Source organism: Mycobacterium sp. IDUB_24, from assembly GCF_055419385.1.
The window spans coordinates 749,970-772,622 of the sequence record NZ_JBVAXO010000002.1 but is presented as its reverse complement, the minus strand read 5'-3'; the positions used below and the strand labels follow the sequence as shown (position 1 = coordinate 772,622).

Annotated in this window: 18 protein-coding genes; 6 read left to right on the top strand and 12 right to left on the bottom strand. The window is 66.7% G+C overall.

The genetic code is table 11. From position 1 onward, the window contains the following. The first annotated feature begins 60 nt into the window (after positions 1 to 60). A complete protein-coding gene (locus ACZYZF_RS11380; RefSeq protein WP_463744803.1) occupies positions 61 to 2,724 on the top strand; it encodes an ATP-binding cassette domain-containing protein in 2,664 nt (887 codons plus the stop codon). Between the two features lie 23 nt (positions 2,725 to 2,747). Here ACZYZF_RS11380 and ACZYZF_RS11375 read toward each other — a convergent pair whose 3' ends face one another. The 5 genes from ACZYZF_RS11375 to ACZYZF_RS11355 are packed head-to-tail and all read right to left on the bottom strand — an operon-like array spanning position 2,748 to position 7,689. Next, positions 2,748 to 3,323 (bottom strand): pentapeptide repeat-containing protein, encoded by a 576-nt coding sequence (locus tag ACZYZF_RS11375; RefSeq protein WP_463744804.1) that lies wholly within the window; start codon positions 3,321 to 3,323, stop codon positions 2,748 to 2,750. A gap of 3 nt (positions 3,324 to 3,326) precedes the next feature. After that, positions 3,327 to 3,938: a GTP-binding protein gene (locus tag ACZYZF_RS11370; RefSeq protein ID WP_463744805.1), complete on the bottom strand. Its 612-nt coding sequence runs from the start codon at positions 3,936 to 3,938 to the stop codon at positions 3,327 to 3,329. Further along, on the bottom strand, positions 3,919 to 4,284 hold the full coding sequence (locus tag ACZYZF_RS11365) for a DUF742 domain-containing protein (protein WP_463744806.1): 366 nt from the start codon (positions 4,282 to 4,284) through the stop codon (positions 3,919 to 3,921). Before ACZYZF_RS11365 ends, ACZYZF_RS11370 begins: the two co-directional genes overlap by 20 nt. 34 nt (positions 4,285 to 4,318) lie before the next feature. Further along, a complete protein-coding gene (locus tag ACZYZF_RS11360; RefSeq protein ID WP_029107096.1) occupies positions 4,319 to 4,726 on the bottom strand; it encodes a roadblock/LC7 domain-containing protein in 408 nt (135 codons plus the stop codon). Beyond that, positions 4,723 to 7,689, bottom strand: coding sequence for a HAMP domain-containing sensor histidine kinase (locus tag ACZYZF_RS11355; RefSeq protein WP_463835716.1), 2,967 nt, complete (start codon positions 7,687 to 7,689; stop codon positions 4,723 to 4,725). The genes ACZYZF_RS11360 and ACZYZF_RS11355 overlap by 4 nt, the downstream gene beginning before the upstream one ends. 332 nt (positions 7,690 to 8,021) lie before the next feature. On the opposite strand from ACZYZF_RS11355, the gene ACZYZF_RS11350 reads away from it, so the two are divergent. Next, complete coding sequence (locus tag ACZYZF_RS11350; protein ID WP_463744808.1) at positions 8,022 to 8,486, top strand: tRNA (cytidine(34)-2'-O)-methyltransferase; 465 nt, start codon at positions 8,022 to 8,024, stop codon at positions 8,484 to 8,486. A 111-nt stretch (positions 8,487 to 8,597) separates the two neighbouring features. On the opposite strand, the gene ACZYZF_RS11345 is transcribed toward ACZYZF_RS11350, so the two are convergent. Continuing rightward, entirely contained in the window at positions 8,598 to 9,251 is a 654-nt protein-coding gene (locus ACZYZF_RS11345; protein ID WP_463744809.1) for a nitroreductase family protein, read from the bottom strand. A 158-nt stretch (positions 9,252 to 9,409) separates the two neighbouring features. Beyond that, positions 9,410 to 9,982, bottom strand: coding sequence for an XRE family transcriptional regulator (locus ACZYZF_RS11340; protein ID WP_463744810.1), 573 nt, complete (start codon positions 9,980 to 9,982; stop codon positions 9,410 to 9,412). Between the two features lie 264 nt (positions 9,983 to 10,246). On the opposite strand from ACZYZF_RS11340, the gene ACZYZF_RS11335 reads away from it, so the two are divergent. Continuing rightward, positions 10,247 to 11,212, top strand: a complete 966-nt coding sequence (locus ACZYZF_RS11335) for a hypothetical protein (RefSeq protein WP_463835715.1) — start codon at positions 10,247 to 10,249, stop codon at positions 11,210 to 11,212. A 12-nt stretch (positions 11,213 to 11,224) separates the two neighbouring features. Here the strand turns inward: ACZYZF_RS11335 and ACZYZF_RS11330 are convergent, their stop codons facing one another. Further along, on the bottom strand, positions 11,225 to 14,533 hold the full coding sequence (locus ACZYZF_RS11330) for an error-prone DNA polymerase (RefSeq protein ID WP_463835713.1): 3,309 nt from the start codon (positions 14,531 to 14,533) through the stop codon (positions 11,225 to 11,227). A gap of 108 nt (positions 14,534 to 14,641) precedes the next feature. On the opposite strand from ACZYZF_RS11330, the gene ACZYZF_RS11325 reads away from it, so the two are divergent. Then, complete coding sequence (locus tag ACZYZF_RS11325) at positions 14,642 to 15,676, top strand: hypothetical protein (protein WP_463835712.1); 1,035 nt, start codon at positions 14,642 to 14,644, stop codon at positions 15,674 to 15,676. Positions 15,677 to 15,701: 25 nt separating this feature from the next. On the opposite strand, the gene ACZYZF_RS11320 is transcribed toward ACZYZF_RS11325, so the two are convergent. The 3 genes from ACZYZF_RS11320 to ACZYZF_RS11310 form a co-directional block, all read right to left on the bottom strand. Beyond that, a complete protein-coding gene (locus ACZYZF_RS11320; protein ID WP_463744814.1) occupies positions 15,702 to 17,258 on the bottom strand; it encodes an APC family permease in 1,557 nt (518 codons plus the stop codon). Next, positions 17,255 to 18,157: a universal stress protein gene (locus ACZYZF_RS11315; protein ID WP_463744815.1), complete on the bottom strand. Its 903-nt coding sequence runs from the start codon at positions 18,155 to 18,157 to the stop codon at positions 17,255 to 17,257. Before ACZYZF_RS11315 ends, ACZYZF_RS11320 begins: the two co-directional genes overlap by 4 nt. 105 nt (positions 18,158 to 18,262) lie before the next feature. Next, positions 18,263 to 19,132: a MaoC family dehydratase gene (locus ACZYZF_RS11310; protein ID WP_463744816.1), complete on the bottom strand. Its 870-nt coding sequence runs from the start codon at positions 19,130 to 19,132 to the stop codon at positions 18,263 to 18,265. Between the two features lie 69 nt (positions 19,133 to 19,201). Between ACZYZF_RS11310 and ACZYZF_RS11305 the strand changes: the two genes are divergently transcribed. After that, positions 19,202 to 21,217: an SDR family oxidoreductase gene (locus ACZYZF_RS11305; RefSeq protein WP_463744817.1), complete on the top strand. Its 2,016-nt coding sequence runs from the start codon at positions 19,202 to 19,204 to the stop codon at positions 21,215 to 21,217. A 29-nt stretch (positions 21,218 to 21,246) separates the two neighbouring features. Here the strand turns inward: ACZYZF_RS11305 and ACZYZF_RS11300 are convergent, their stop codons facing one another. Beyond that, positions 21,247 to 21,864, bottom strand: coding sequence for a TetR/AcrR family transcriptional regulator (locus ACZYZF_RS11300; RefSeq protein WP_463744818.1), 618 nt, complete (start codon positions 21,862 to 21,864; stop codon positions 21,247 to 21,249). 51 nt (positions 21,865 to 21,915) lie between these two features. Here ACZYZF_RS11300 and ACZYZF_RS11295 point away from each other — a divergent pair, with 51 nt between their 5' ends. After that, positions 21,916 to 22,653, top strand: a complete 738-nt coding sequence (locus ACZYZF_RS11295; RefSeq protein WP_463744819.1) for an SDR family NAD(P)-dependent oxidoreductase — start codon at positions 21,916 to 21,918, stop codon at positions 22,651 to 22,653.

Here is a 22,653-nt window from a genome sequence, read left to right as displayed (position 1 = left end):
CGCCGCGACACCCCCGCAACGGCCCGGCCCCGGTGAAAACTACCGATAGAGTTGAGCACGATGAGCCCTGCGCTGACCGTTCGTTACGACGGATCGACCCGTACCTTCGCCCCGGGCAACGATGTCGTCATCGGCCGGGACCTCCGCGCCGACGTCCGCATCGCCCACCCGCTGATCTCGCGTGCCCATGTGGTGCTGCGCTTCGACCAAGGTCGATGGATCGCGATCGACAACGGCAGCCTCAACGGCATGTATGCCAACGGCCGCCGGGTGCCCACGATCGACATCCACGACGGCCAGGTCGTCAACATCGGCAACCCGGACGGCCCGCAGCTGACCTTCGAGGTCGGCCGGGTCCAAGAGGGGTCCGTCGGCCGCACACCGACCGCGGCGGTGCCGATCGCGAACCGGCCCAGTGGTGCCTGGCCCACCCAGGCCGCTGCCCCCGCCCGGCAGCAGTACGGCCCACCGCCGGTGGCGCCGCGCCCCGGCCACTCCTCCGGTCCCCAACCGCGCTACCCGACGCCGCCGACCGGATATCCCAGCGGCCCGCAAGGCGGCTACCCGAGCGGACCGCAGAGCGGGTATCCCAGTGGCCCCCAGACCGGCCTCCCCAGCGGGCCCCAGGCCTATCAGCCCCAGCCGGTTCGCAACTCGAACCCGGCCGCCGCACCGACGACGATGGGCCCGGCCGCCACCTCGGACCGCGGTAGCAGCGAGCCCGGCGGCAACATCGCGACCAGCATGCTCAAGATCCTGCGGCCCGGGCGCACCACCGCGGCGCCGGCAGGTGCAGTGAAGATCGGCCGCGCGACCGACAACGAGATCGTCATCCCCGACGTGCTGGCCTCGCGGCATCACGCCACGTTGATCCCGATGACCGGCGGCACCGCGATCCGCGACGAGCGCAGCATCAACGGCACCTTCGTCAACGGCGCGCGGGTCGATTCCGCGGTCCTGCACGACGGTGACGTGGTCACCATCGGCAACGTCGACCTGGTGTTCTCCGGCGGCACCCTGGTGCGCGGCAGCAAGACCGAGGCCGACACCCGCACCGGAGGGCTCGAGGTGCGGGCCCTGACCTGGACGATCGAGGGCAACAAGACGCTGCTCGAGAACATCTCGCTCGACGCGCGACCGGGCATGCTGACCGCCGTCATCGGCCCGTCGGGTGCGGGCAAGTCCACATTCGCCCGACAGGTCGCCGGCCTGACCCATCCGACGAGCGGCACGGTCACCTTCGAGGGCCACGACGTCCACGCCGAGTACGCCTCGCTGCGCTCCCGGATCGGCATGGTGCCGCAGGACGATGTCGTGCACGGTCAGCTCACCGTCCGGCAGGCACTCATGTACGCCGCCGAGCTGCGGCTGCCGCCGGACACCACCAAAGCCGACCGCGAACAGGTCGTCATGCAGGTGCTCGAAGAACTCGAGATGACCAAACATCTCGACACGCGGGTCGAAAAGCTGTCCGGCGGACAACGCAAGCGCGCCTCGGTCGCACTGGAACTGCTGACCGGCCCGTCACTGCTGATCCTCGACGAACCGACCTCGGGTCTGGACCCGGCACTGGACCGCCAGGTCATGACGATGCTGCGCCAGCTCGCCGACGCCGGCCGCGTCGTGCTGGTCATCACCCACTCGCTGACATATCTCGACGTCTGCGACCAGGTGCTGCTGCTGGCACCCGGTGGGAAGACGGCGTTCTGCGGCCCACCTGACCAGATCGGCGAGGAACTCGGCACCACCAACTGGGCCGACATCTTCAGCACGGTCGCGGGTGACCCGGAAGGGGCCAAGCAGCGGTACCTCGCCAAGCACGGCCCGCTACCCCCGAAACCGCCCGCGGAGAAACCGGAAAGCCTCGGCGAGCCGACGCACACCAGCCTGTTCCGCCAGCTCTCCACGATCGCCCGCCGACAAGTGCGGCTGATCGTGTCCGACCGCGGCTACACCGCATTCCTGTTGATGCTGCCGTTCATCATGGGTGTGCTGTCGTTGTCGGTGCCCGGCGATGTCGGGTTCGGTCTGCCGGTGCCGGCCATCCAAGGCGGCGAGGCCCCCAACGAAGCAGGCCAGATCCTGGTGATGCTCAACGTCGGCGCAATCTTCATGGGCACCGCGCTGACCATCCGGGCTCTGATCGGTGAACAGGCGATCTTCCGGCGTGAGCAGGCGGTCGGCCTGTCGACCACGGCATATCTGATGGCCAAGGTCGCCGTCTTCGCGGTGTTCGCGGTGATCCAGTCCGCCATCGTTACGGTGATCACGATCCTCGGCAAGGGCTGGGGCCCGGGCGCAGTCGACAGCGGTGCCTTCATCGGTGGCCGCAACCTCGAATTGTTCATCGACATCTCGATGACGTGTGTGGCCTCGGCGATGGTGGGGCTCGCGCTTTCGGCACTGGCCCGCTCAGCCGAGCAGATCATGCCGCTGCTGGTCGTGACCGTGATGAGCCAGCTGGTGTTCTCCGGCGGCATGATCCCGGTGACCGACCGGGTCGTACTGGATCAGTTGTCCTGGATCACGCCGGCGCGCTGGGGCTTCGCCGCCTCGGCATCGACCGTCGACCTGACCCGCCTGGTGCCGCCGCCCCTGCTGCCCGCCGACTCGCACTGGAAGCACACCCCGTCGGTGTGGCTGATCAACATCGGCATCCTCGTGCTGATCTGCATCGTCTACACCGGGTTCGTCCGCTGGCGGATCCGCCTGAAGTCCGCCTGAGTCCTCTCCGCGAGCGGGAGAGGTCAGCCCCCGTGAACGTCGAGGCCATGCGCGGCCGAGTAGGCCAGCGCCTGGCTGATGTCGATCTTGGCGCCGCGCAGCTTCGCCGTGGTCCAGAAGGTGGGGTCGACGCGGGCGCCGCGCAGATCTGCCTCGTCCAGCTTCGCGTCCTGCACCCGGGCCCCGGACAGGTCCGCCTGCCGTAGCACCGCCTTGCGCAGGTCCACCCCGACCAGACTGGCCTCGCGTAACCGGCAGTCCGACAGGTCGACGCCACGCAGATCGCAGCCGCCCAACACGGCCAGCGTCAGATCCGACTCGACGATCTTGATCGGCCGCAGCCGGCACTCGGTGAACACCGAACCCAGCAGGCTGCAGTTGGTGAACGTGCTGTGCCACAACGTGGCGCGACGGAAAGTGCAGTTGCGGAATGCCGAGCCGAAATGATGAGACTCGGACAAGTCGACGCCACTGAAATCACACTCGGTGAACACCACACGCTCGGTGGTCAACCGGCTCAGAGCTCCGTCATATTCCTCGGCCCGGAAGTCTACGCCCGTGAATTCCCTGTCCGCCCAGGCGATTTCGTCAGCTACCACGCCTCAGCCAGGCAACGCGGAAAGCGTGCTCAACGAGTACTCGGTGACCGCGATCAGCGCAGCCTTGGCCGAGTTGCGGTCACGGGCATCCACGGCGACCACCGGGATGTGCTCCGGCAGCGCCAGTGCCTTGCGCACCGCCTGGGTGGGATGCTTTGGCGCTTCGTCGAACTCGTTCACCGCGACGATGAACGGCAGCTTGCGGGCCTCGAAGAAGTCCACCGCGGCGAAGCTGTCCTGCAGGCGACGGACGTCGACCAGGATGATCGCTCCGATCGCACCGCGCACCAGGTCGTCCCACATGAACCAGAAGCGTCGCTGCCCGGGCGTGCCGAACAGGTACAGCACCAGCTCCTCGTCCAGCGTGATCCGGCCGAAGTCCATCGCGACCGTCGTGGTGCGCTTGTCCGGGGTGCCGTCCAGGGCGTCGACGCCCTCGGACACGTTGGTGACCAACGCTTCTGTACGCAGCGGCATGATCTCGGAGACCGCGCCCACGAAGGTCGTCTTCCCTGCCCCGAACCCGCCAGAAATGACGATCTTCGTCGAGGCAGCCCCACGTCGGGGGGCGCCGCCGCCGGAGGCCGAGCGGGGTTCAGAGTGCTCGTAGGCCACGCAGGGTCCTTCCAATCAATTCGCGGCGTTCGTCGAAGCTAGCCGAGTCGTCGAGGGTGGCTTGCACCTCTAGATAACCCTGCGTCACCAAGTCCCCGATCAGCACGCGCGCGACGCCGAGCGGGAGAGATAAATGAGCGGCAATCTCGGCAACCGAAGGACTGCCGGTGCACAACTCTACGATCTGTGCGCGCACATCGTGTGTAGTCCAACGCGGTTCACGCGTCGTGTCGGTTTTTTGCACCGGTGCTTCCAGCGGAAGGTGCACACGCGAGTCGGTGCGGCCGGCCGTCAGGGTGTACGGCCGCACCAAACTCGGTCGATCGGTGGTTTCCGGTTCGTCCACAGGCACCTCGCGATGGGCAGAAGGGGTCGGGGACTCAGGACGGCTGCGGCGTACGGCGCGAGGACTGCACCACCGCGCCGACCCGCTCGACCAGAATGGCCATTTCGTAACCGACCTGCCCGATGTCACACGACGGGGCGGTCAGGGTGGCCAGGTTGGAGCCGTCACCGACCCGCATCAACAGCAGGTAGCCGTTCTCCATCTCGACCACCGACTGCATCACATGGCCACCGTTGAACAACTGCGATGCTCCGGTGGCCAGGCTGGCCAGGCCGGAGGAGACCGCGGCGAGCTGGTCGGCCCGCTCGATCGGCATGTGTTCGCTGGCTGCCATCAGCAGTCCGTCGGCCGAAACCAGCACCGCGTGGGACACCCCGGATACCTCGCGGGCGAACTTGGACACGAGCCAGTCCAGGGAGTCGCGTTGCGTCGGACGGGTCATTCGTTATCGGTTCCTCTGGTCTCACGGGCATGCGATCGCCCGGCGTGCACGCCTCCGAAAAGGTTGCTGGTGCTCGCGCGGACGGCCTCAGGATCACGCGGTTTGAACGCCGTGAACATGCCGCTGTCAGGTTCGTCTGCCGATGCTACCGTCTCGGAGCCGTCGTCGTTACGGTGTACTCCACCGTTGCGGTGACGGCCGTTGGACTCGCCCACGGCCGCGGCCACCGCTGCAACGCCGCCCGGCACCAGGCGGGCACCCGGCGTACGCATGGGCAGGCCTTCCTCGGTGTGCTGCTCGACGGGCGCATCCTGCGCCGCGGCGGCCACCGACCAGCCCTTCTCCCAGACCGTCTTCCAGTCCAGGTCGGCGCTGCGCACATGGGTCGTTGGATCGATGTCGAATTCCGACACCATCGACTGGTAGATCGAGTCGCCCTGCGCGTCTGGACTTTCAGCCTCGACCGGGGCGGATTCCAGCGGTTCATCCGGTTCCTCGCCGGAATCATGAACCGGTACGTGCACACCGTTGAGCCCGTTGACGCCGTTGAGACCGTTGACGCCGTTGAGGCCGTTGACGCCGTTGAGGCCGTTGACGCCGTTGGTGGCCTGTCCGCGGGATGCGAAGAACGACGAGGTGTTCGTGGGTGTCAGACGTCCGGACTCAACGTCGTCGTCGGCCGCGGTGTCGTCCGCTGCGTCCGCCGCTCCCCCGGGTTCGCCCTTGGCTTCACCCTTGGCCAGGGCCGCGCTCTCTTCGGTATGCACCGGCCACTGCTGCGGCCACTCACTGACCGGCTCGTCCGCAGACTCCTCGACCGGCTCCTCGGCGTCGGACTCGGGTTGCGGAGCGAGCGTGCCCGGCAGCTCCGAGATACCGCTGGCCCCCGGACTGCGTTGCGGCAGCAGATCGAACGGAACCTCGGCGCCGTTCTGGTTGGATTCGGCCAGCCCGAAGTCCGAGCCATCCGCGGAATCGGCGTCCAACGACAGCGCCGTGGCGATCCCGGAATGGGCGTCAACGGGCATGCCATAGGGAAGGTCGTCGACTGCGTCGCCACCGTCGCGGGCCAGCAGCGTGGCCGGGATGTAGACCCCTGCCGTGGTGCCCGAGCTCGGCTCTTCGGCGACGGTGCTGCGCAGCCGCACCACCAGACCGTGCTGAGTGGCCAGACGTCCGACCACGTACAGACCCATGTGCCGCGCTGTGTAGGGGTTGACCTCACCGCCGGACTGCAGACGGGTGTTGGCCACCCGCAGGTCGGCCTCCGTCATGCCGAGGCCGACGTCGCTGACCTCGATCACCAACGCGCCCTTGGCCGCATGCACGGCCGAAACCCGCACCTGCGAGATCGGCGGCGAGTAGCGCAGCGCATTGTCGAGCAGCTCGGCCAGCAGATGGATCAGGTCGCCGGCTGCGGAGCCGGTGATCTCGACGTCGGCGACCGACGCGGTGACCACGCGGGTGTAGTCCTCGACTTCCGACGCCGCGGCGTTGATGACTGTCGCCAGTTGCACCGGCCGGCTGTGCTCGCGAGCCAGCTTGGACCCGGACAGCACCAACAGGTTGGCCCCGTTCCGGCGCATGCGGGCCGCGAGGTGATCGAGCCGGAACAGGCTCTCCAGGCGTTGCGGGTCGTCCTCGTTGCGCTCCAGCTGATCGATGAGCGACAACTGCTGGTCGACCAGGGAGCGGCTACGCCGCGACAATGTCTCGAACATGTCCGAGACCTGCAATTGCAGCTGAGCCTGTTCACCGGCGAGGAACACCGCCTGCTCGTGCAGTTCGTCGACGGCATGGGCCACCTGACCGACCTCTTCGGTGGTCTGCACCGGGATCGGGGTCACCGGCACCAACTCGCCGCCGGCGCGCACCCGTTCGATCTCCTTGGCCAGATCCTGGTGAGCCACCCGCAGCGCGCTGTCCCGAAGCGTCCGCAACGGACGCACCAGCGAGCGCGCCACCAACAACACGATGACGATGGCGCTGATTATCGCGGTCGCAACCAGGATCGCGTCGCGGATCGCATCGTTGCGAGCGTCGTTGGCCTGAGCCTCGACCGCAGCCGGAATCGCCGCGGTGGTGTTCTCGATGATCTGCCCGGCGATCTTGTCGGTGGTCTGCAACGAGGCCAGCATGTCCGGATTACCGACCAGCGGTACCCCGGGGTTGGACATCATCGCCATCCGCTTGACCATCTCGGCGCGCAGGGTGGCCGCCTCCTGGGATCCACCCCCAAGCACCTTCGTCAGTGCCGCGACGGTGGACGGTTCGGTACCGGCCATCGTGATCATCGAGGTGCGCAACAACGGTTCGGGCTCGGCGCCGCCGGCCGTGACCAGCATCTGTTGGATGGCCATCTGTCCGCGGGCACCGACCGCCCGGGCCAGTGCCTCGACCTGGGCCTGAAGCGACTGCTGGTTGCTGTGCACCGAACCGGTGATGGCAGCTTCCCCGGTCAGCAGCAGCGGGCCGTAATTGAGGATGCGCTGACGCAGGTCGATCGAATTCGACATCACCGCATCGACCAGTTCCGGCCCCTTGGTGAGCAGGCCGTTCACGGCCTGATCCACGTCCTCAGCCGCATCGGTGGCATCCAGGCGTTGCTGCAGGTCCGATTTCCGCTCATTGAACGTGGACATCGCGGCCTGCCCATCGCCACCTTCAGTAGCTGCGATGAGTACGCCCTCCATCGCAGCCATATAGCTGTCGATGCCGGGAATCAATTCGGCCCGGTCAGCGGCCAACCGGAGATCTCCGGCGGCGCTGGCACTGGCATAGATACGTAAGCCACCGAACGTCGCAGCCAGAATCAACGGCACGACGACGATCGCGAGGACTTTCCGGTTGACCGGCCAGTTGGCCGGCGACCAGCGGGAAGGGCGCTTGGCCGGAACCGATGGTGTTGGGGAAAATTCGACGAGGGTGCCGTCAGCCTGTTTCAGCTGCGTAAAGGCAGTCATCGGCACCCAACCGCACTACCGGCTGTGTGGCCGCAATTCACTCGTGGGGCGTGATTCATAAGACTTCCTGCTGTTTCCGCCCACGCAGGGGCGGGCGTCAAACGCCTTGGCAATTGCACGAGTATGACAGCAGCGCGCGAGCGTTTCCACAATTCTTACTGAACAGACAGAGTTCGTGACCGAGCTGTAGCGGAGTTGTGTGGTAATCGAGCAAACAGTGCTGCGCTTGCCCAAACGTGCGCCGATTTCCAGCTCCGATTCTCCATGCCGATTCAGCACTGCATTTGCATCCCGATTCGTCACAGAGCAGGCCGCCATACGATCATCGTCGAATGTTCCGGGTGATGTTCTTTTCTCCTCGCATCGCACCCAACACCGGCAATGCGATCAGGATGGTGGCGGGCACCGGATGCGAGCTGCATCTGGTCGAGCCGCTGGGTTTCGATCTGTCCGAACCCAAGCTGCGCCGGGCCGGCCTGGACTACCACGACCTGGCATCGGTGACGGTGCACGCCGATCTGGCAGCGGCGTGGCGCGCCCTGTTACCGGCCCGCGTCTATGCGTTCACCGCGCACGCCTCGACGTCGTTCACGGACGTCTCCTATCAACCCGGCGATGTGCTGATGTTCGGCCCGGAACCCACCGGGCTGGATGCCCAAACTCTGGCCGATCCCAATATCACCGCGCAGGTGCGCATTCCGATGCTCGCCGGCAGGCGATCGCTGAATTTGTCGAATGCGGCTGCCGTCGCCGCCTATGAGGCTTGGCGCCAACACGGCTTCGCCGGCGGCGTCTAGTTACGCCGCGGGCGTGGGCCGACATGCGGCCCACGCCCGAATCCCACAGAGTGTTCATACTCCCGCTTCACAAAAACACCTCGGGCAACAGGCGCCCCGAGGCGCCCGCGTTCACCAACTGTCCCAGTGTGAGAACTGCTCGGCGGGAAGGCGCTTGGCCTTCTTGAAGTCGGTGCCCAGGGTGTAGGCGATCGGGAACAGGCCCGCCTGGGCATAGCGATCGAACGGAATGCCCAGCAGTTCGGCGGCCTGCTTCTCGCCGTCTCCGAGCAGGTGCAGCGTCGTCCAAGCCGATCCCAGGCCCCGCGACCGCAGCGCCAACATGAAGCTCCACACCGCGGGCAGCAGTGACCCCCAGAAGGACGCGCTCATCCCCGCCGGTGCGCCGTCGGGGCGGCCTTCCAGGCACGGCACCATCAGCACCGGGGCCTTCTCGAAGTTGTCGGTGAGGTAGCGCGCCGAGCTCATCACCGCGCCGATCTGCTCATCGCGGACGTCGCCGCGCTCGGGCTTGGGCAGGTCGAGGTAGGGATTGGCATTGGCCCGGTAGATGTCGGCCAGCGCCTTCTTCTTTGCCGGATCCTCGACGAAAACCCATTGCCAGCCTTGCGCATTCGACCCGGTTGGGGCCTGTAGAGCCAGGTCGAGGCACTCCATGATCACCTCGCGCGAGACCGGCTTCTCGAAGTCGAGGCGTTTGCGCACCGAGCGGGTCGTGGTGAGCAGTTCGTCAACGGTCAAGTTCAGGGCTGGTTCGGCTGTCATGCGGCGAGACTACAACTCTTCACCCAACCAGAGAAGCTCCCCAGCAGTTTGCTGGGGAGCTTCCAATCATCGTGCGCCGCAGTGAAACTCAGCTAACCGATGAACGTTGCGCGCCGGCCCCTGATCGATGCCGGCGCACAGGTTGTGCGTGGGGGTTCTCAGCCGGCGTTCTCGGAGACCAGCACGGGTTCCCAGCCGTTGGACTGCGACTCGTCCTGCGACCCGAAGTCGGCCGGGGCGGGGACGGCATGGATGCCGTGATCGTCGCCGGGCAACCCACCGAGCGCCGCGATGGTGTCGCGGATCTTCTGCGCCTCGGCGTCCGTCGGCGTTGCGCCCGCCTCGAGTTCGTCGAGCAGGCCGTCACGCAGACCGGCGCCGTTGGCCACTTCCTGCGCCGACAGCTTGGCGTGGATGCGGGTGACGTAGATCTGCTGCCCCAGAGAGGAACCCGGCGCCGATGCGGCGTGGGACATCAGCGAGTCATACCGCTGACGGACCCCGCTGAGCGCCACGATGACCGCAGGGGAAGGCCGGTTGCTGCTGGCCGCCTCGGACAGGGAGGCACGCAGCTTGCGCAGGCCGGACAGGACGACGTCGGCGCGCTTGTGGAACTTCTTGTCCTCGGGGAAAGGCAGTGCGTCGATCGCAGCGGAATACATATGCATCGCCGCTTCCGACAGACTGACGATGACCGCCGAATCACCTTCCAGCGTCGCGTTTTGTCCCATGGGCCCTCAATTCTCAAGCGAACAGATCAATAGAAATGAGCGGGCGGTCGCCCGGACCCCTCGGGTCCGATTCACCACCGCTCACGGTGAGCACGCCGATGACACTAGCGGTTTGGAAGCCGTCCGTCATCGCTAGGGGCACTTGAAGAATGACGAAGAACAGGGTATGCGAGTGCGGGAGCACCGGCCGGTAGCACGCGGGGCGGAGCGTGGCCCTACTCTGAACGCCGGCACGGTGGCAGGCTTGGCCGACGGGAGGTCGACATGGCCGGACTAACTGAATCGACAAGGGCCGCTGAGTCTTCAGTGGGTGCCCCGCCGAACTACGGCCAGGTGGGCGAGGTGACCGTGCCGATGCGGGTGGCTGTGGTGGATCCAGGCGCGGCGCCCAAGACGCTGTCGGGCGACACCAAGGCCAGTATCGGGTGGCTGGTGTGCGGGGGCCTGGGCAGCTTGGCCATCATCTCCTACCTGCTGTTCAGCCCGGGCGAACTCGGTAGCAAGGCCGAGTGGTTCTTCGGTGCCGTCGTCTTCGTCGCCGTGATGGTGACGATGTGGCTCATCCTCACGATCGCGCGTCAGGCCAAATACGACATCGCCCAGGCCGACGACCGCCTGCGGCGTGAACTGGCAGCTGCTGACGAGCGCTCGGCGCTGGAACTCGCGCTGACCCAGAAATGGCATCGGGCCCAGATGGAGTCCCAGCAGAAGCTGCACCAGGCCGAACTGGTTGCGCAACGAGAACTGGCCCGCATCGAACGCAACAACCTGCTCGAGCAGCTGCAGAAGCAGGCGATGATCGAGGTATCCCGCGCGGTCGGAGCCCACACGCGGATGTTGGCCACGCTGTGGACCGAAGGTGCGACGCAACTGCGCAACCCGGACCGCGACGAGCGGGAAGCCTCGATGAACGCGCTCTTCGCTCAAATCAGTCAGGTAGTCAGTGATGTCTCGGTCGAGCTGGACAACGCACACCTGCTCAGCCAGGACGACCGTCTGCAGGACGCCCTGAACCGGGTCAACGACGCGGTGCTGATGGCGATCCAGGTCTCCGAGGATCTGCACGCCGACGTGGTCGAGGGCCGTACCCCGGAAACCAACCCCATCCCGGCCGTCCAGCACCTCCTGCACGAGCGGGCCACCGCCGCGCGGCGGTTGGCGTGGTCACTGCTGCGGACCGGGCTTGAGCACAGTGCCACCGCCACTCCGGCAACCGACCCGTCCGCCTGAGTACCCGAGCGCTCAGCGGAAGTCCCGCGATCGCGAGCCGACTCGCAACGCGACCGGTTCCATCCGGTCGGCGATCACGGTGACCGCTCCCGTGGCGTTCTGCACAATGCCGCGCACCACCAGCGCCGGGGACGTCTGGGCCAGCTTGCGGTAGCGCGCCCACACCCCGGGGGCGCACAGCACGTTGACCATCCCGGTCTCGTCTTCCAGGTTCATGAACGTCACCCCCTGTGCGGTCGCCGGGCGCTGGCGGTGAGTCACCGCCCCGGCAACCAGAATTCGGGTCCCGTCGACGACGCCCAGCAACTTGTCGGCGGGAACCACCCCGAGGGCGTCGAGGTCGGCGCGCAGGTACTGAGTGGGATAGCTGTCCGGCGAGATGCCGGTGGCCCACACATCGGCGGCCGACAGTTCCAGGGCGCTCATCCCCGGTAGCGGCGGCACGTGCGAGGAAGAGCCCACCCCCGGCAACCGGTCCGGCCGCTGGGTGGCCGCCGCGCCCGCCGCCCACAGCGCCTCGCGCCGACTGACCCCGAAACAGCCCAGCGCACCGGCGGTGGCCAGCGCCTCGGTCTGGGGTACCGACAGCTGCACCCGGTTGGTCAGGTCGATCAGGGTGGTGAACGGCCCGTTGGCATTTCGTTCGCCGATCAGGCGCTCTGCCAACTCGTCACCGATATGGCGGACACTACCCAACCCCAGCCGCACGTCCATGCCGGCGTTTTCCAGCGTGGCGTGGGACAGGCTGGCATTGATGTCTGGTCCGTGTACCACCACCCCGTGCCGGCGTGCGTCGGCGACCAGGGACTGCGGTGAATAGAACCCCATCGGCTGGGCCCGCAACAGTGCCGCGCAGAACGCCGCCGGATGGTGCAGCTTGAACCACGACGAATAGAACACCAGCGACGCGAAACTCAGCGAATGACTCTCCGGGAAACCGAAATTGGCGAATGCTTCGAGCTTCTCATAGATGCGCTCGGCCACTTCGCCGGCGATGCCGTGCAGTTCGGCCATGCCTTCGAAGAACCGGGTGCGTAGCCGTCGCATCTTCTCGGTGGAGCGTTTCGAGCCCATGGCCCGGCGCAGCTGGTCGGCCTCGGCCGCGGTGAAACCCGCACAGTCGACCGCCAGTTGCATGAGCTGCTCCTGGAACAACGGGATACCCAGCGTTTTCTTCAGCGCGGATTCCATCGACGGATGGTCGTAGGTGACTTTCTCCAAACCGTTACGGCGACGGATATAGGGATGCACCGAGCCACCCTGGATCGGACCCGGCCGGATCAACGCCACCTCGACCACCAGGTCGTAGAACTCCCGCGGCTTGAGCCGGGGCAGGGTGGCCATCTGCGCGCGGGACTCGACCTGGAACACCCCGACCGAGTCGGCCTTCTGCAGCATCTCGTAGACCGCCGGTTCGGACAGATCCAGCTTGGCCAGGTCGACGTCGATGCCCTTGTGCTCGGCCAGCAGGTCGATGGCGTAGTGCAGCGCCGAGAGCATTCCGAGGCCGAGCAGGTCGAACTTCACCAAACCGATTGCCGCACAGTCATCTTTGTCCCACTGCAGTACGCTGCGGTTGGCCATGCGGGCCCACTCCACCGGGCATACGTCGGCGATCGGGCGGTCACAGATCACCATGCCGCCGGAGTGGATGCCGAGATGCCTTGGCAGATTGGCGATCTGGGTGGCCAGATCGATCACCGGCTGCGGGATGTCTTCCGCCTCCGGCGAGTCGGGGCGTCCGTTCCACCGGCTGAGCTGCTTGCTCCAGGCGTCCTGCTGCCCCTGGGAGAATCCCAGCGCCCGGGCCATGTCACGGACAGCGCTGCGTCCGCGGTAGGTGATGACGTTGGCCACCTGGGCGGCGTAGTCCCGACCGTAGCGTTCGTAGACGTACTGGATGACGTTCTCGCGCAAGTCCGATTCGATGTCGATGTCGATATCGGGCGGCCCGTCGCGGGCCGGGGACAGGAACCGTTCGAACAGTAACTCATTGGCAATCGGGTCGACGTTGGTGACCTTGAGCGCGTAGCAGACCGCCGAATTGGCTGCCGATCCCCTGCCCTGACACAGGATGTCGTTGTCCCGGCAGAACCTGGTGATGTCATGCACCACAAGGAAATAGCCGGGGAACTTCAACTGCTCGATGATGCGCAGCTCGTGTTCGATCTGCGCGTAGGCCTTTTCTGCGTTGCCGACGGGCCCGTACCGCTCGGCAGCACCCGCCATGACCAGATGTCGCAGCCAACTGTCCTCGGTGTGCCCGGCAGGAACGTCGAACGGGGGCAGCTGCGGGGCGATGAGCGCCAGACCGAAGGCACACTGCTCACCGAGATTTGCTGCGGCCGTCACGATCTCGGTACCGAACCGCCGGGCCATCTCCTCCCCCGAGCGCAGATGCGACCCGCCGAGCGGCGCCAGCCACCCGGCCGCGGTGTCCATCGAGTTACGGGCCCGGATCGCCGCCATCGCCATGGCCAGCCGGCCCCGGTCGGGCGTCGCGAAGTGTGCACCGGTGGAGGCCACCACCGCTGTTCCGAATCGCTGGGCCAGCCCGGCCAGGACGGCATTGCGCTCATCGTCACACGGATGGCCGTGATGGGTGAGTTCGATGCTGACCCGGTCAGCCCCGAAGCGATCCACCAGATCGGCCAGTGCAGCGGCGGCAGCCTCTGGGCCGCCATGGGAAAGCGCCTGGCGGACATGACCTTTACGACAGCCAGTGAGGATGTGCCAGTGCCCACCGGCAGCCTCGGTGAGCCCGTCGAAGTCGTAGCGGGGCTTACCCTTCTCGCCACCGGCCAGGTGGGCCTTGGCGATCTCGCGGGACAACCGCCGGTACCCCTCCGGCCCACGGGCCAGCACCAGCAGATGCGGGCCGGGCGGATCAGGATCCTCGGTGCGGGGGACGTTGCCCAACGACAACTCGGCACCGAACACCGTGGCCACGTCCAACTCCCTGGCCGCCTCGGCGAAGCGAACCACACCGTAGAGCCCGTCGTGATCGGTCAGCGCGATCGCCCGAAGGTTCAGCCGGGCCGCCTCCTCGACCAGTTCCTCCGGCGTGCTCGCACCGTCGAGGAAGCTGTACGCCGAATGCGTGTGCAGCTCGGCATAACGGACCGACGTTCGCGACCGGTCGAGCTCCGGCGGCTGGTAGCTGCCGCGCTTACGCGACCAGGCCGGGCCGTCCCCACCGTCACCCTCGGACTCCAACGGCAGGCCGGAACGGCGGGGCTTGCCATCCGCGGCGGGCCGGGGGTTACCAGAGAGCACCCGCTCCATCTCCGACCAGCTCGGTGGCCCGTTGTGCCAACCCACCGCACCAGTATATCGAACGCCTGTTCGAAACTTCACCTCGTGATGCCAATCACGCTGCCGCCCCCTACGATTCCTCTGGGCTGGGGATCGGCTGTGAGAGGACGGGCAATGGCATCGGCGTCAACGTCAGCATCAACCAGGTACATCGGCTACGTCGGTGGTGTCGCGGTGGCGGCAGGAGTCGGGGCGGCGCTCGCCGTGGCCGGCCAGGGCACTGCTCACGCTGATTCGACGGACGGTGCGTCCAAAGAGTCGACCAACAGCAGCGCATCGCAGCACGTCAACGCCGGACCCAAGGGCGGTCAGAGCAGGGCCGGTGGCGTCAAACGGGTCAAGCCACTGTCAAAGGTCAAAGACAGCGTCAAGGACAGCATCGACAAGCAGGCCGACAAGATCGAGAAGGCGGCCGCACGCGTCACCAAGACCGTTCAGGACGCCACGCCCGCCAAGCCGGTGGCCGTCACGCCCAAACCGAAGCCCAGCGCCGAGGAGTTCGAGGCCGGGCAGGTCGCCAAGCTCAAGGACCTGTTCTCCCCCAAGCAGGCGGCGGCTCCCAAGCCGGCGCCCGTGGAGGCCGACCAGTCGGACGCCGAGACCGTCGTGCAACCGGTGAGCAGGGCGCTCGTCACCCCGAAGGTCGGCGCCGTACAGACCCAGGCCGACACCTCAGACGATGTCCAGGCATGGAATCCCAACCCGTTCCGGGCCGACGATCCGGAGCCCACGGACATCCCCGAGCCGATCATGAATCTCCGGGACGCGTTGATGAACACCGCCCTTCCCGACGAACTCGACCCGTTCATCCGGGAAGCCACCGAGCAGATCTACCGGGGCAGTCAGATCGTGCCGTGGGTGAACGCCGTGATTCCGATCAGCAAGATCCTGCCGAGTCTGACGCCCGCCCTCGGCGATGACGCCGCGGCCCGCGATGCACGGCAGACGATCATCAACGAGCTGATCAAGACCACCCCGCCGGGATCGGCGGTGTACTACGGCTACGACATTGCCGTCGACCTGCTCAACATCGAAGACCAAGGCGCCGATCTCAAGGTCCAGGCCGTCGCAACGGTATGGGATCTGCTGGATCCGTTCCAGTTGGCGCACAACACCGGCAATTCCGGCATCGGCGGCTCTGTCGGCTAGCGCTGCGTCGTCCGGGTAGCGGGCCCTACTCCACGAGCGACGGTGTGTCGTGCCGGAGTGTCTCGCCCCGGAAGAACGCCGGGTTGACCGACCGCCAGACGAACATGAGCACGGCGCCCAGCAGCAGGATGCCGAAGCCCATGAAGAACACCAACCCGATACCGCCGATCGCAGCACCGCTGCCGTTCTCCGGGTTCATGCTCTCCCTGATCGCGATCACGAACACCAGAGCCAGCATGATTCCGCCGAGCAGGGGGAACAGGAACTTGAACACGATGTTGTGGGCGCTGGTGAACAACTCCCGACGGAAATACCAGACACACGCGAATGCCGTGATGCCGTAGTACCAGCAGATCATGATGCCAAGGGCGGCAATGGTATCCAGCAAGGCGCTCTCGGACAGCAGATTCACCACGGTGTAGAACACGCCGGTGACCACGCCTGCGGTGATGGTCGCGAAACCGGGCACGAGATAGCGCGGGCTGACATCGGCGAAACGCGGCGGGAAGGCCTTGTAGGCACCCATCGCCAGCATCGCCCGCGCGGCAGGCAGGAAGGTGGTCTGCAGGCTGGCCACCGACGAGGCCAGGATCGCCAGGAACAGCAACGGGCCCGCCCAGTTGCCCAGCACCGGATCGGCCAGCGCGGCGAATACGTTGTCCTCGTGCTCCGGATTACCGAGCCCCAGGCCCTCTTCCCCGATGCCGGCATACATCATCACCGCGACGGCAACCAGCAGATACGTGGCCAGGATCGAGAGCACGCACAGCAGTCCGGCCCGGCCCGGCACCTTCGTCGGGTCCTTGGACTCCTCCCCCAGCGTCAGGCAGGTGTCCCAGCCCCAGAAGGCGAAGATCGATCCAGTGAGGCCGACGGCGAACACACCGAAGGTCAGTCCGGTGAACGGATCGAACCAGTCCAGGTCCAATGACAGCCCGGCCGGTGCATCACCGCGGCCCACATGGATGAACGCCATCACCGCGAAGGCGAGCAGCACCACCATCTGGAAGCCGACCATGACGTACTGGACCCGCTCACTGGTCGTGATACCGCGGCTGGCGATGGCGGTGGCAATGGCCAGGAACACCAGCGTCGTGACGATGTTGATGGCCTTGTTGTCGGTGAGATCGGCGATCGGGGGATGGTTGGTGATCCTGGCGATGAACAGATAGAAGAACTCCACCGCGATGGCGGCGAGGTTGGACAGCACGATGATCGAGGCCATCACCATGCCCCATCCGCACATCCAGCCGACATACGGGCCAAATGACTTGGTGGACCACGTGAACGACGCCCCGCAATCGGGCGCACGCGAGTTCAGTTCGCGATAGGCGTAGGCGGTCAGGAACATCGGGATGAACCCGGCGATGAAGATCGCCGGCATCTTCAGGCCGACGGCGGCGACGATCAAACCGATGCTCGCGGTCAGCGTGTACCCGGGCGCGACGCACGAGATCCCAAGGATCGCACCCGAGAACGTGCCGACCTTGCCCGCGGCGAGCCCCTTGGACACCAACCCGCTGGACTGCTCGGCCGCCTCCAGCTTTTGATGCGACACGGATTCCGATGCGGACTCGGTCATGAGTGGTCCTCGCCGTCTTTCAGTTCATCCCGGGGCACAACCACCATCGGCACGTCCAACACCCGCAACATCTTGGCCGCCGTGGAACCGAGGAAGATCCGCCGCGGCGCACTGAGCCGGCTGGATCCGACCATGATGATGTCGCCGTCGTCCCAACCCAACTGTTCGACGGCGGCCTCGACGCTGGAACCGGTCACGATCGTGGAGGTCACCGGAAAGTCCGCCGGCAGTTCATTTCTGGCGGTCTCCAACGCCCGCTCGGCATGGGATTGCGCATGCGCCCGCACCGCCTCGCTGTCGCCCCGCAGCGAACCGAAGGTCGGATCGAGGGCGACCAGCGACACCAGACGCAACGGTATGCCCGCGGCCCGACTGGCGCGTACCGCGGTGGCGAGCAATAGATCCGATCCCTGGCGTTGACCGATGGCGCAGGTGATTTCGTGTACCCGCTGGACCCTGGAAAAGCGGGTTCCGCGCGGCGCCACCGCGACCGGTACCGGCGATGAGTGCAACAGCTCGTTGACCACGGACCCCAGTGAGTAGCTGCCGACCAGCCCTCCGCCCGCGCCCCCGACCACGATGGCGTTCGCCTGCAGCCGTAGCGCTTCGCGGATCAAGCCGTCGGTGAACGATTCGTCGAAGCTCAGATGCGTATGTGCCACAACGTCGTCGGGCACCGAGGCCAGCGCGTCGTCCAACCAGCCCTGCGCCTGTTCGGCCAGCACCTCTTCGTAGCCGCCGCCTTTGGGGACCGTGCCCGGCGGCGCGGTGTCGGGCGGTAGCACGATGCAGATGTCGACCTCGGCGTCCAGGGTTCGGGCGAACCGAACCGCCAAGGCCAACGCATCGGCGCCACCGGGAGTGGCCAGATATCCAACGACCAGGTTTACCTGTGTCACCTGCCACCGCCCATCCCGCACCGCGCCGTGCGCCCGTAGTGGTCCGATCCTGTCAATCCACCACGCGGTATGCAGCGCTTCTACGAAATTGCCGGATCGGCTGGATCAGTCGCCATACTCGGCTGCCCCGTCGTCGAGCACGACCCTGGCGTCGGCACCGTCGGGCCCCGCGGCCTCGGTGCGGAACACCGCCCGTCCCGGTTCGGTACGCCAGACCGACGTGGTCAGCGTCTCCCCCGGGAATACCGGCGAGCTGAAACGCGCCGCCACCGCGTGAACCTTCGTGGCGTCACCGCCACCGAGTGCGGCGACCAGCGCCCGCCCGGCCACGCCATAGGTGCACAGCCCGTGCAGGATCGGCTTCGGGAAGCCGGCGAGATTCTGCGCGAACCACGGATCGCTGTGCAGCGGATTGCGGTCCCCGGAGAGCCGGTAGATCAGCGCCTGGTCCTCGCGCGTCGGCAACACCACCTGGGCGTCGGGTTCGCGGTCCGGAATCTGGGGCGCCTCGGGACGCTGCCCGGGGCGGCCGCCGAATCCGCCTTCACCCCGAATCACCACGGTGGTAAGGGTTTCCGCGACAACCTCGCCGTCGGCCGGATCGGTGCCGATGCCCTTGAGCATGACCACCGCGTTCTTGCCCTCACCCTTGTCCTGGATGTCGACCACCTCGGAGACGACGCTCAACTTTCCGGCCGGGGGCAGCGGCCGGTGCAGCCGGATCTCCTGGGAGCCGTGCAGCAGCATGCTGAAGTTGAACGTGCCGATCTTGAGTGCCGCCGGGAAGGCCGAACAGGCAATCACCGCATAGGTGGGCAGCACCTGCTGTTCGATCTCGTGGCTGTTCTCGGTGGTGAACGCGAGGTCGTCTGTTCCCGCGCCGACGCCGATCGCGTACAGCAAGGTGTCGCGGTCGGTCCAGTCGAACGTAATCGGATCGGTCGTCTCGCCAATGGCATCCGGATTGAGTGGCATGCGTGCCGACGATAGTTGAGTCGACCGCCCTTGTTGACGTTTGCCCGTTCTCGGGCCACGATGGCTCGCATGCGTTATGTCGTTACCGGCGGTACCGGGTTTATCGGCCGCCGAGTGATCACCCGGATTCTGTCCCGCGAACCCGCCGCCGAGGTGTGGGTGCTGGTGCGTCGTGAGTCTCTGACACGGTTCGAGCAGCTGGCCCAGAACTGGGACGAGCGAGTGAAACCACTGGTCGGCGACCTGACCGCGGCAGATCTCGGACTGTCCGACACCGATATCGCCGAGCTCGGGGACGTCGCGCACGTGGTGCACTGTGCGGCCATCTACGACATGACCGTCGGCGAATCCGAGCAGCGGGCCGCCAACGTCGACGGCACCCGCGCGGTGATCGAGCTGGCCCGGCGACTCGACGCCACGTTGCACCATGTGTCCTCGATCGCGGTGGCCGGAAACCATCGGGGCGTGTTCACCGAGGACGATTTCGACGTCGCCCAGGACCTGCCCACGCCGTATCACCAGACCAAGTTCGAGGCCGAACTGCTGGTGCGCTCGACACCCGCCCTGCGCTACCGGGTGTACCGCCCGGCCGTCGTGGTCGGCGATTCGCAGACCGGCGAGATGGACAAGATCGACGGCCCGTACTACTTCTTCGGCGTACTGGCACGCCTCGCCGCACTTCCCAGGTTCACGCCGATGATGCTGCCCGACTCGGGCCGGACCAACGTCGTGCCGGTGGACTACGTAGCTGACGCGATGGTCGCGCTGATGCACGCCGAGGACAAGGATTGTGAGACGTTCCACCTCACCGCGCCGAAGACCATCGGGCTGCGCGACATCTACCGCGGGGTGGCGGGCGAGGCCGGGCTGCCCCCGCTGCGCGGCTCACTGCCCCGGGCCACCGCTGCACCGGTGTTGCGCGCGCGGGGACGGGTGAAGGCGGTGCGCAACATCGTCGCCACCCAGTTGGGCATCCCCGGCGAGGTACTCGACGTGGTCGAGTTGCGGCCGACCTTCACTGCCGAGAAGGCCATCGCCGCGTTGCGCGGTACCGGCATCGCGGTGCCCGAATTCAGCACGTACGCACCGAAACTGTGGCGGTACTGGGCTGAGCACCTCGATCCCGACCGGGCTCGGCGCGACGATCCGGCCGGCCCTCTGGTCGGCAAGCACGTCATCATCACCGGTGCCTCCAGCGGCATCGGTCGGGCCTCGGCCATCGCGGTGGCCGATCGGGGGGCTTGCGTCTTCGCGCTGGCCCGCAACGGTGAGGCGCTCGACGATCTCATCGCCGAAATCCGTTCTGGCGGCGGACAGGCCTACGCGTTCACCTGTGACGTCACCGATTCGGCGTCCGTCGAGCACACCGTCAAGGACATCCTCGGCCGCTTCGGCCACGTCGACTATCTGGTGAACAACGCGGGCCGGTCCATCCGCCGGTCGGTGGTGAACTCGACGGACCGCCTGCACGATTACGAACGCGTGATGGCGGTCAACTACTTCGGCTCGGTACGCATGGTGCTGGCGCTGCTGCCGCACTGGCGCGAGCGCCGGTTCGGCCACGTGGTCAACGTGTCCAGTGCGGGCGTGCAGGCCAACAGCCCGAAGTACAGCGCCTATCTCCCGTCCAAGGCTGCGCTCGACGCCTTCTCCGAGGTGGTCGGCACCGAGACCCTGTCGGATCACATCACCTTCACCAATATCCATATGCCGCTGGTGAAGACGCCGATGATCGCACCGTCACGCAAGCTGAACCCCGTGCCGCCGATCTCCGCCGAGCATGCCGCGGCCATGGTGGTGCGCGGCCTGGTGGAGAAACCGGCCCGGATCGACACGCCGCTCGGTACCGTCGCCGATTTCGGCAACTACCTGACCCCGAAGCTGTCTCGCCGCGTCCTGCATCAGCTGTATCTCGGCTATCCGGACTCGGCCGCTGCGCGTGGTCTGGACGACGCTGAGGGCACGGTGAGCGCGCCCCGTCGGCCGAAGCGGCCGGCCCGCAGCGGCCGCACCCTGCGGGTCCCCCGTGCAGTGGCCCGCCCGGTCAAGCGTGCGGTGCGGTTGGTGCCCGGCGTGCACTGGTAGACCTTCAGCGACTTCCGGGGCCGCCGTGGCTATCCAACAACGTTGTCCCACACAATCATTGCCATATCCGCGGTCGCTTCCATGTCGGCGCGGGAAGCGCCGTCCCTGGCCTGGATGGACAATCCGTAGAGCACCGTGATCATGAACGAGGCAAGCCGCTGCGCGTCGAGGTCCTCGGGCAGCTCGCCGTCTGCCATGCCCGCCCGGATCCGGCCGAGCAGACGCGCACGGTCCTCTTCGCGGCAGGCCTTGAGCAGGTCGCGCATCACCGCGGTTTCGCTCGAGTAGGCGATGCCGGCGAGCACGATGAGGCAGCCCGGCGGCGTTGCGGGATCGGCATAGTCGCGCACGTTGTCCCGCAGCATGGCCTCGACGGCATCCCGAACCGGACCCGGGCGCTGCAGTGCGATCGTGGTCGGTGAGCGGTCAGGCGCGTTGTAGTACGCGACCGCTTCGCGGAACAGATCCTCCTTGGAGCCGAACGTGGCGTACAGGCTCGGGGCATTGAGGCCCATCGCCGTGGTCAGGTCACTGACCCGAGCGCCTTCGTAGCCGCGCTCCCAGAACACGTCCAACGCCGCCTGCAGCGCGGTGTCCCGATCGAACGCACGAGGCCGGCCGCGACGGCCTACGGGTTGACGGGGCATGGGATCAGTCTATATTTGTAGTGTTCATTACAAAATTGATTGGAGCTCGGCATGCCGTTGACATCCAAAACCGCACTGGTGACCGGGGGCAGCCGCGGGATCGGCGCCGCGATCGCGCGACGACTGGCCGCCGAGGGCGCCGACGTGGCCTTCACCTACCGGTCGTCGCCCGAGCGAGCGGCCGAAGTGGTCGAGGCGATCACCGGATCCGGCGCGAAAGCCCTTGCCCTACAGCTCGACACCGCCGCTCCCGACGCTGCGCAGCGAGCCGTCGATGCGGTAATCGAGGCGTTCGGCCGGCTGGACATCCTGGTGAACAACGCCGGCGTCTTCCCCAACGGTCCACTGGACCAGGTGAGCACCACCGATATCGATCAAGCCATCAATCTGCACATCCGCGCGCCGTTCCTGTTCAGTCAGGCCGCCGCGGCGGTCATGGGCGAGGGCGGCCGCATCATCACGATCGGCAGCAATCTGGCAGACCGCACCCCATTTCCCGGCGTGACGCTGTATTCGACGACCAAGGCGGCCGTCGGTGCGCTCGCCCGAGGGCTGGCCCGCGATCTCGGACCACGGGGAATCACCGCCAATGTGGTGCAGCCGGGCAACACCGACACCGAGATGAATCCGGCTGACAGTCCCGAAGCCATCGCCGACCTCCCCAACATTCCGCTGGGACGCTTCGCACACGCCGACGAAATCGCCGCCGCCGTCGCCTATCTCGCCGGTCCGGATGCCCAGTACGTCAACGGCACCACCCTGACCGTCGACGGCGGCTACAACGCCTGA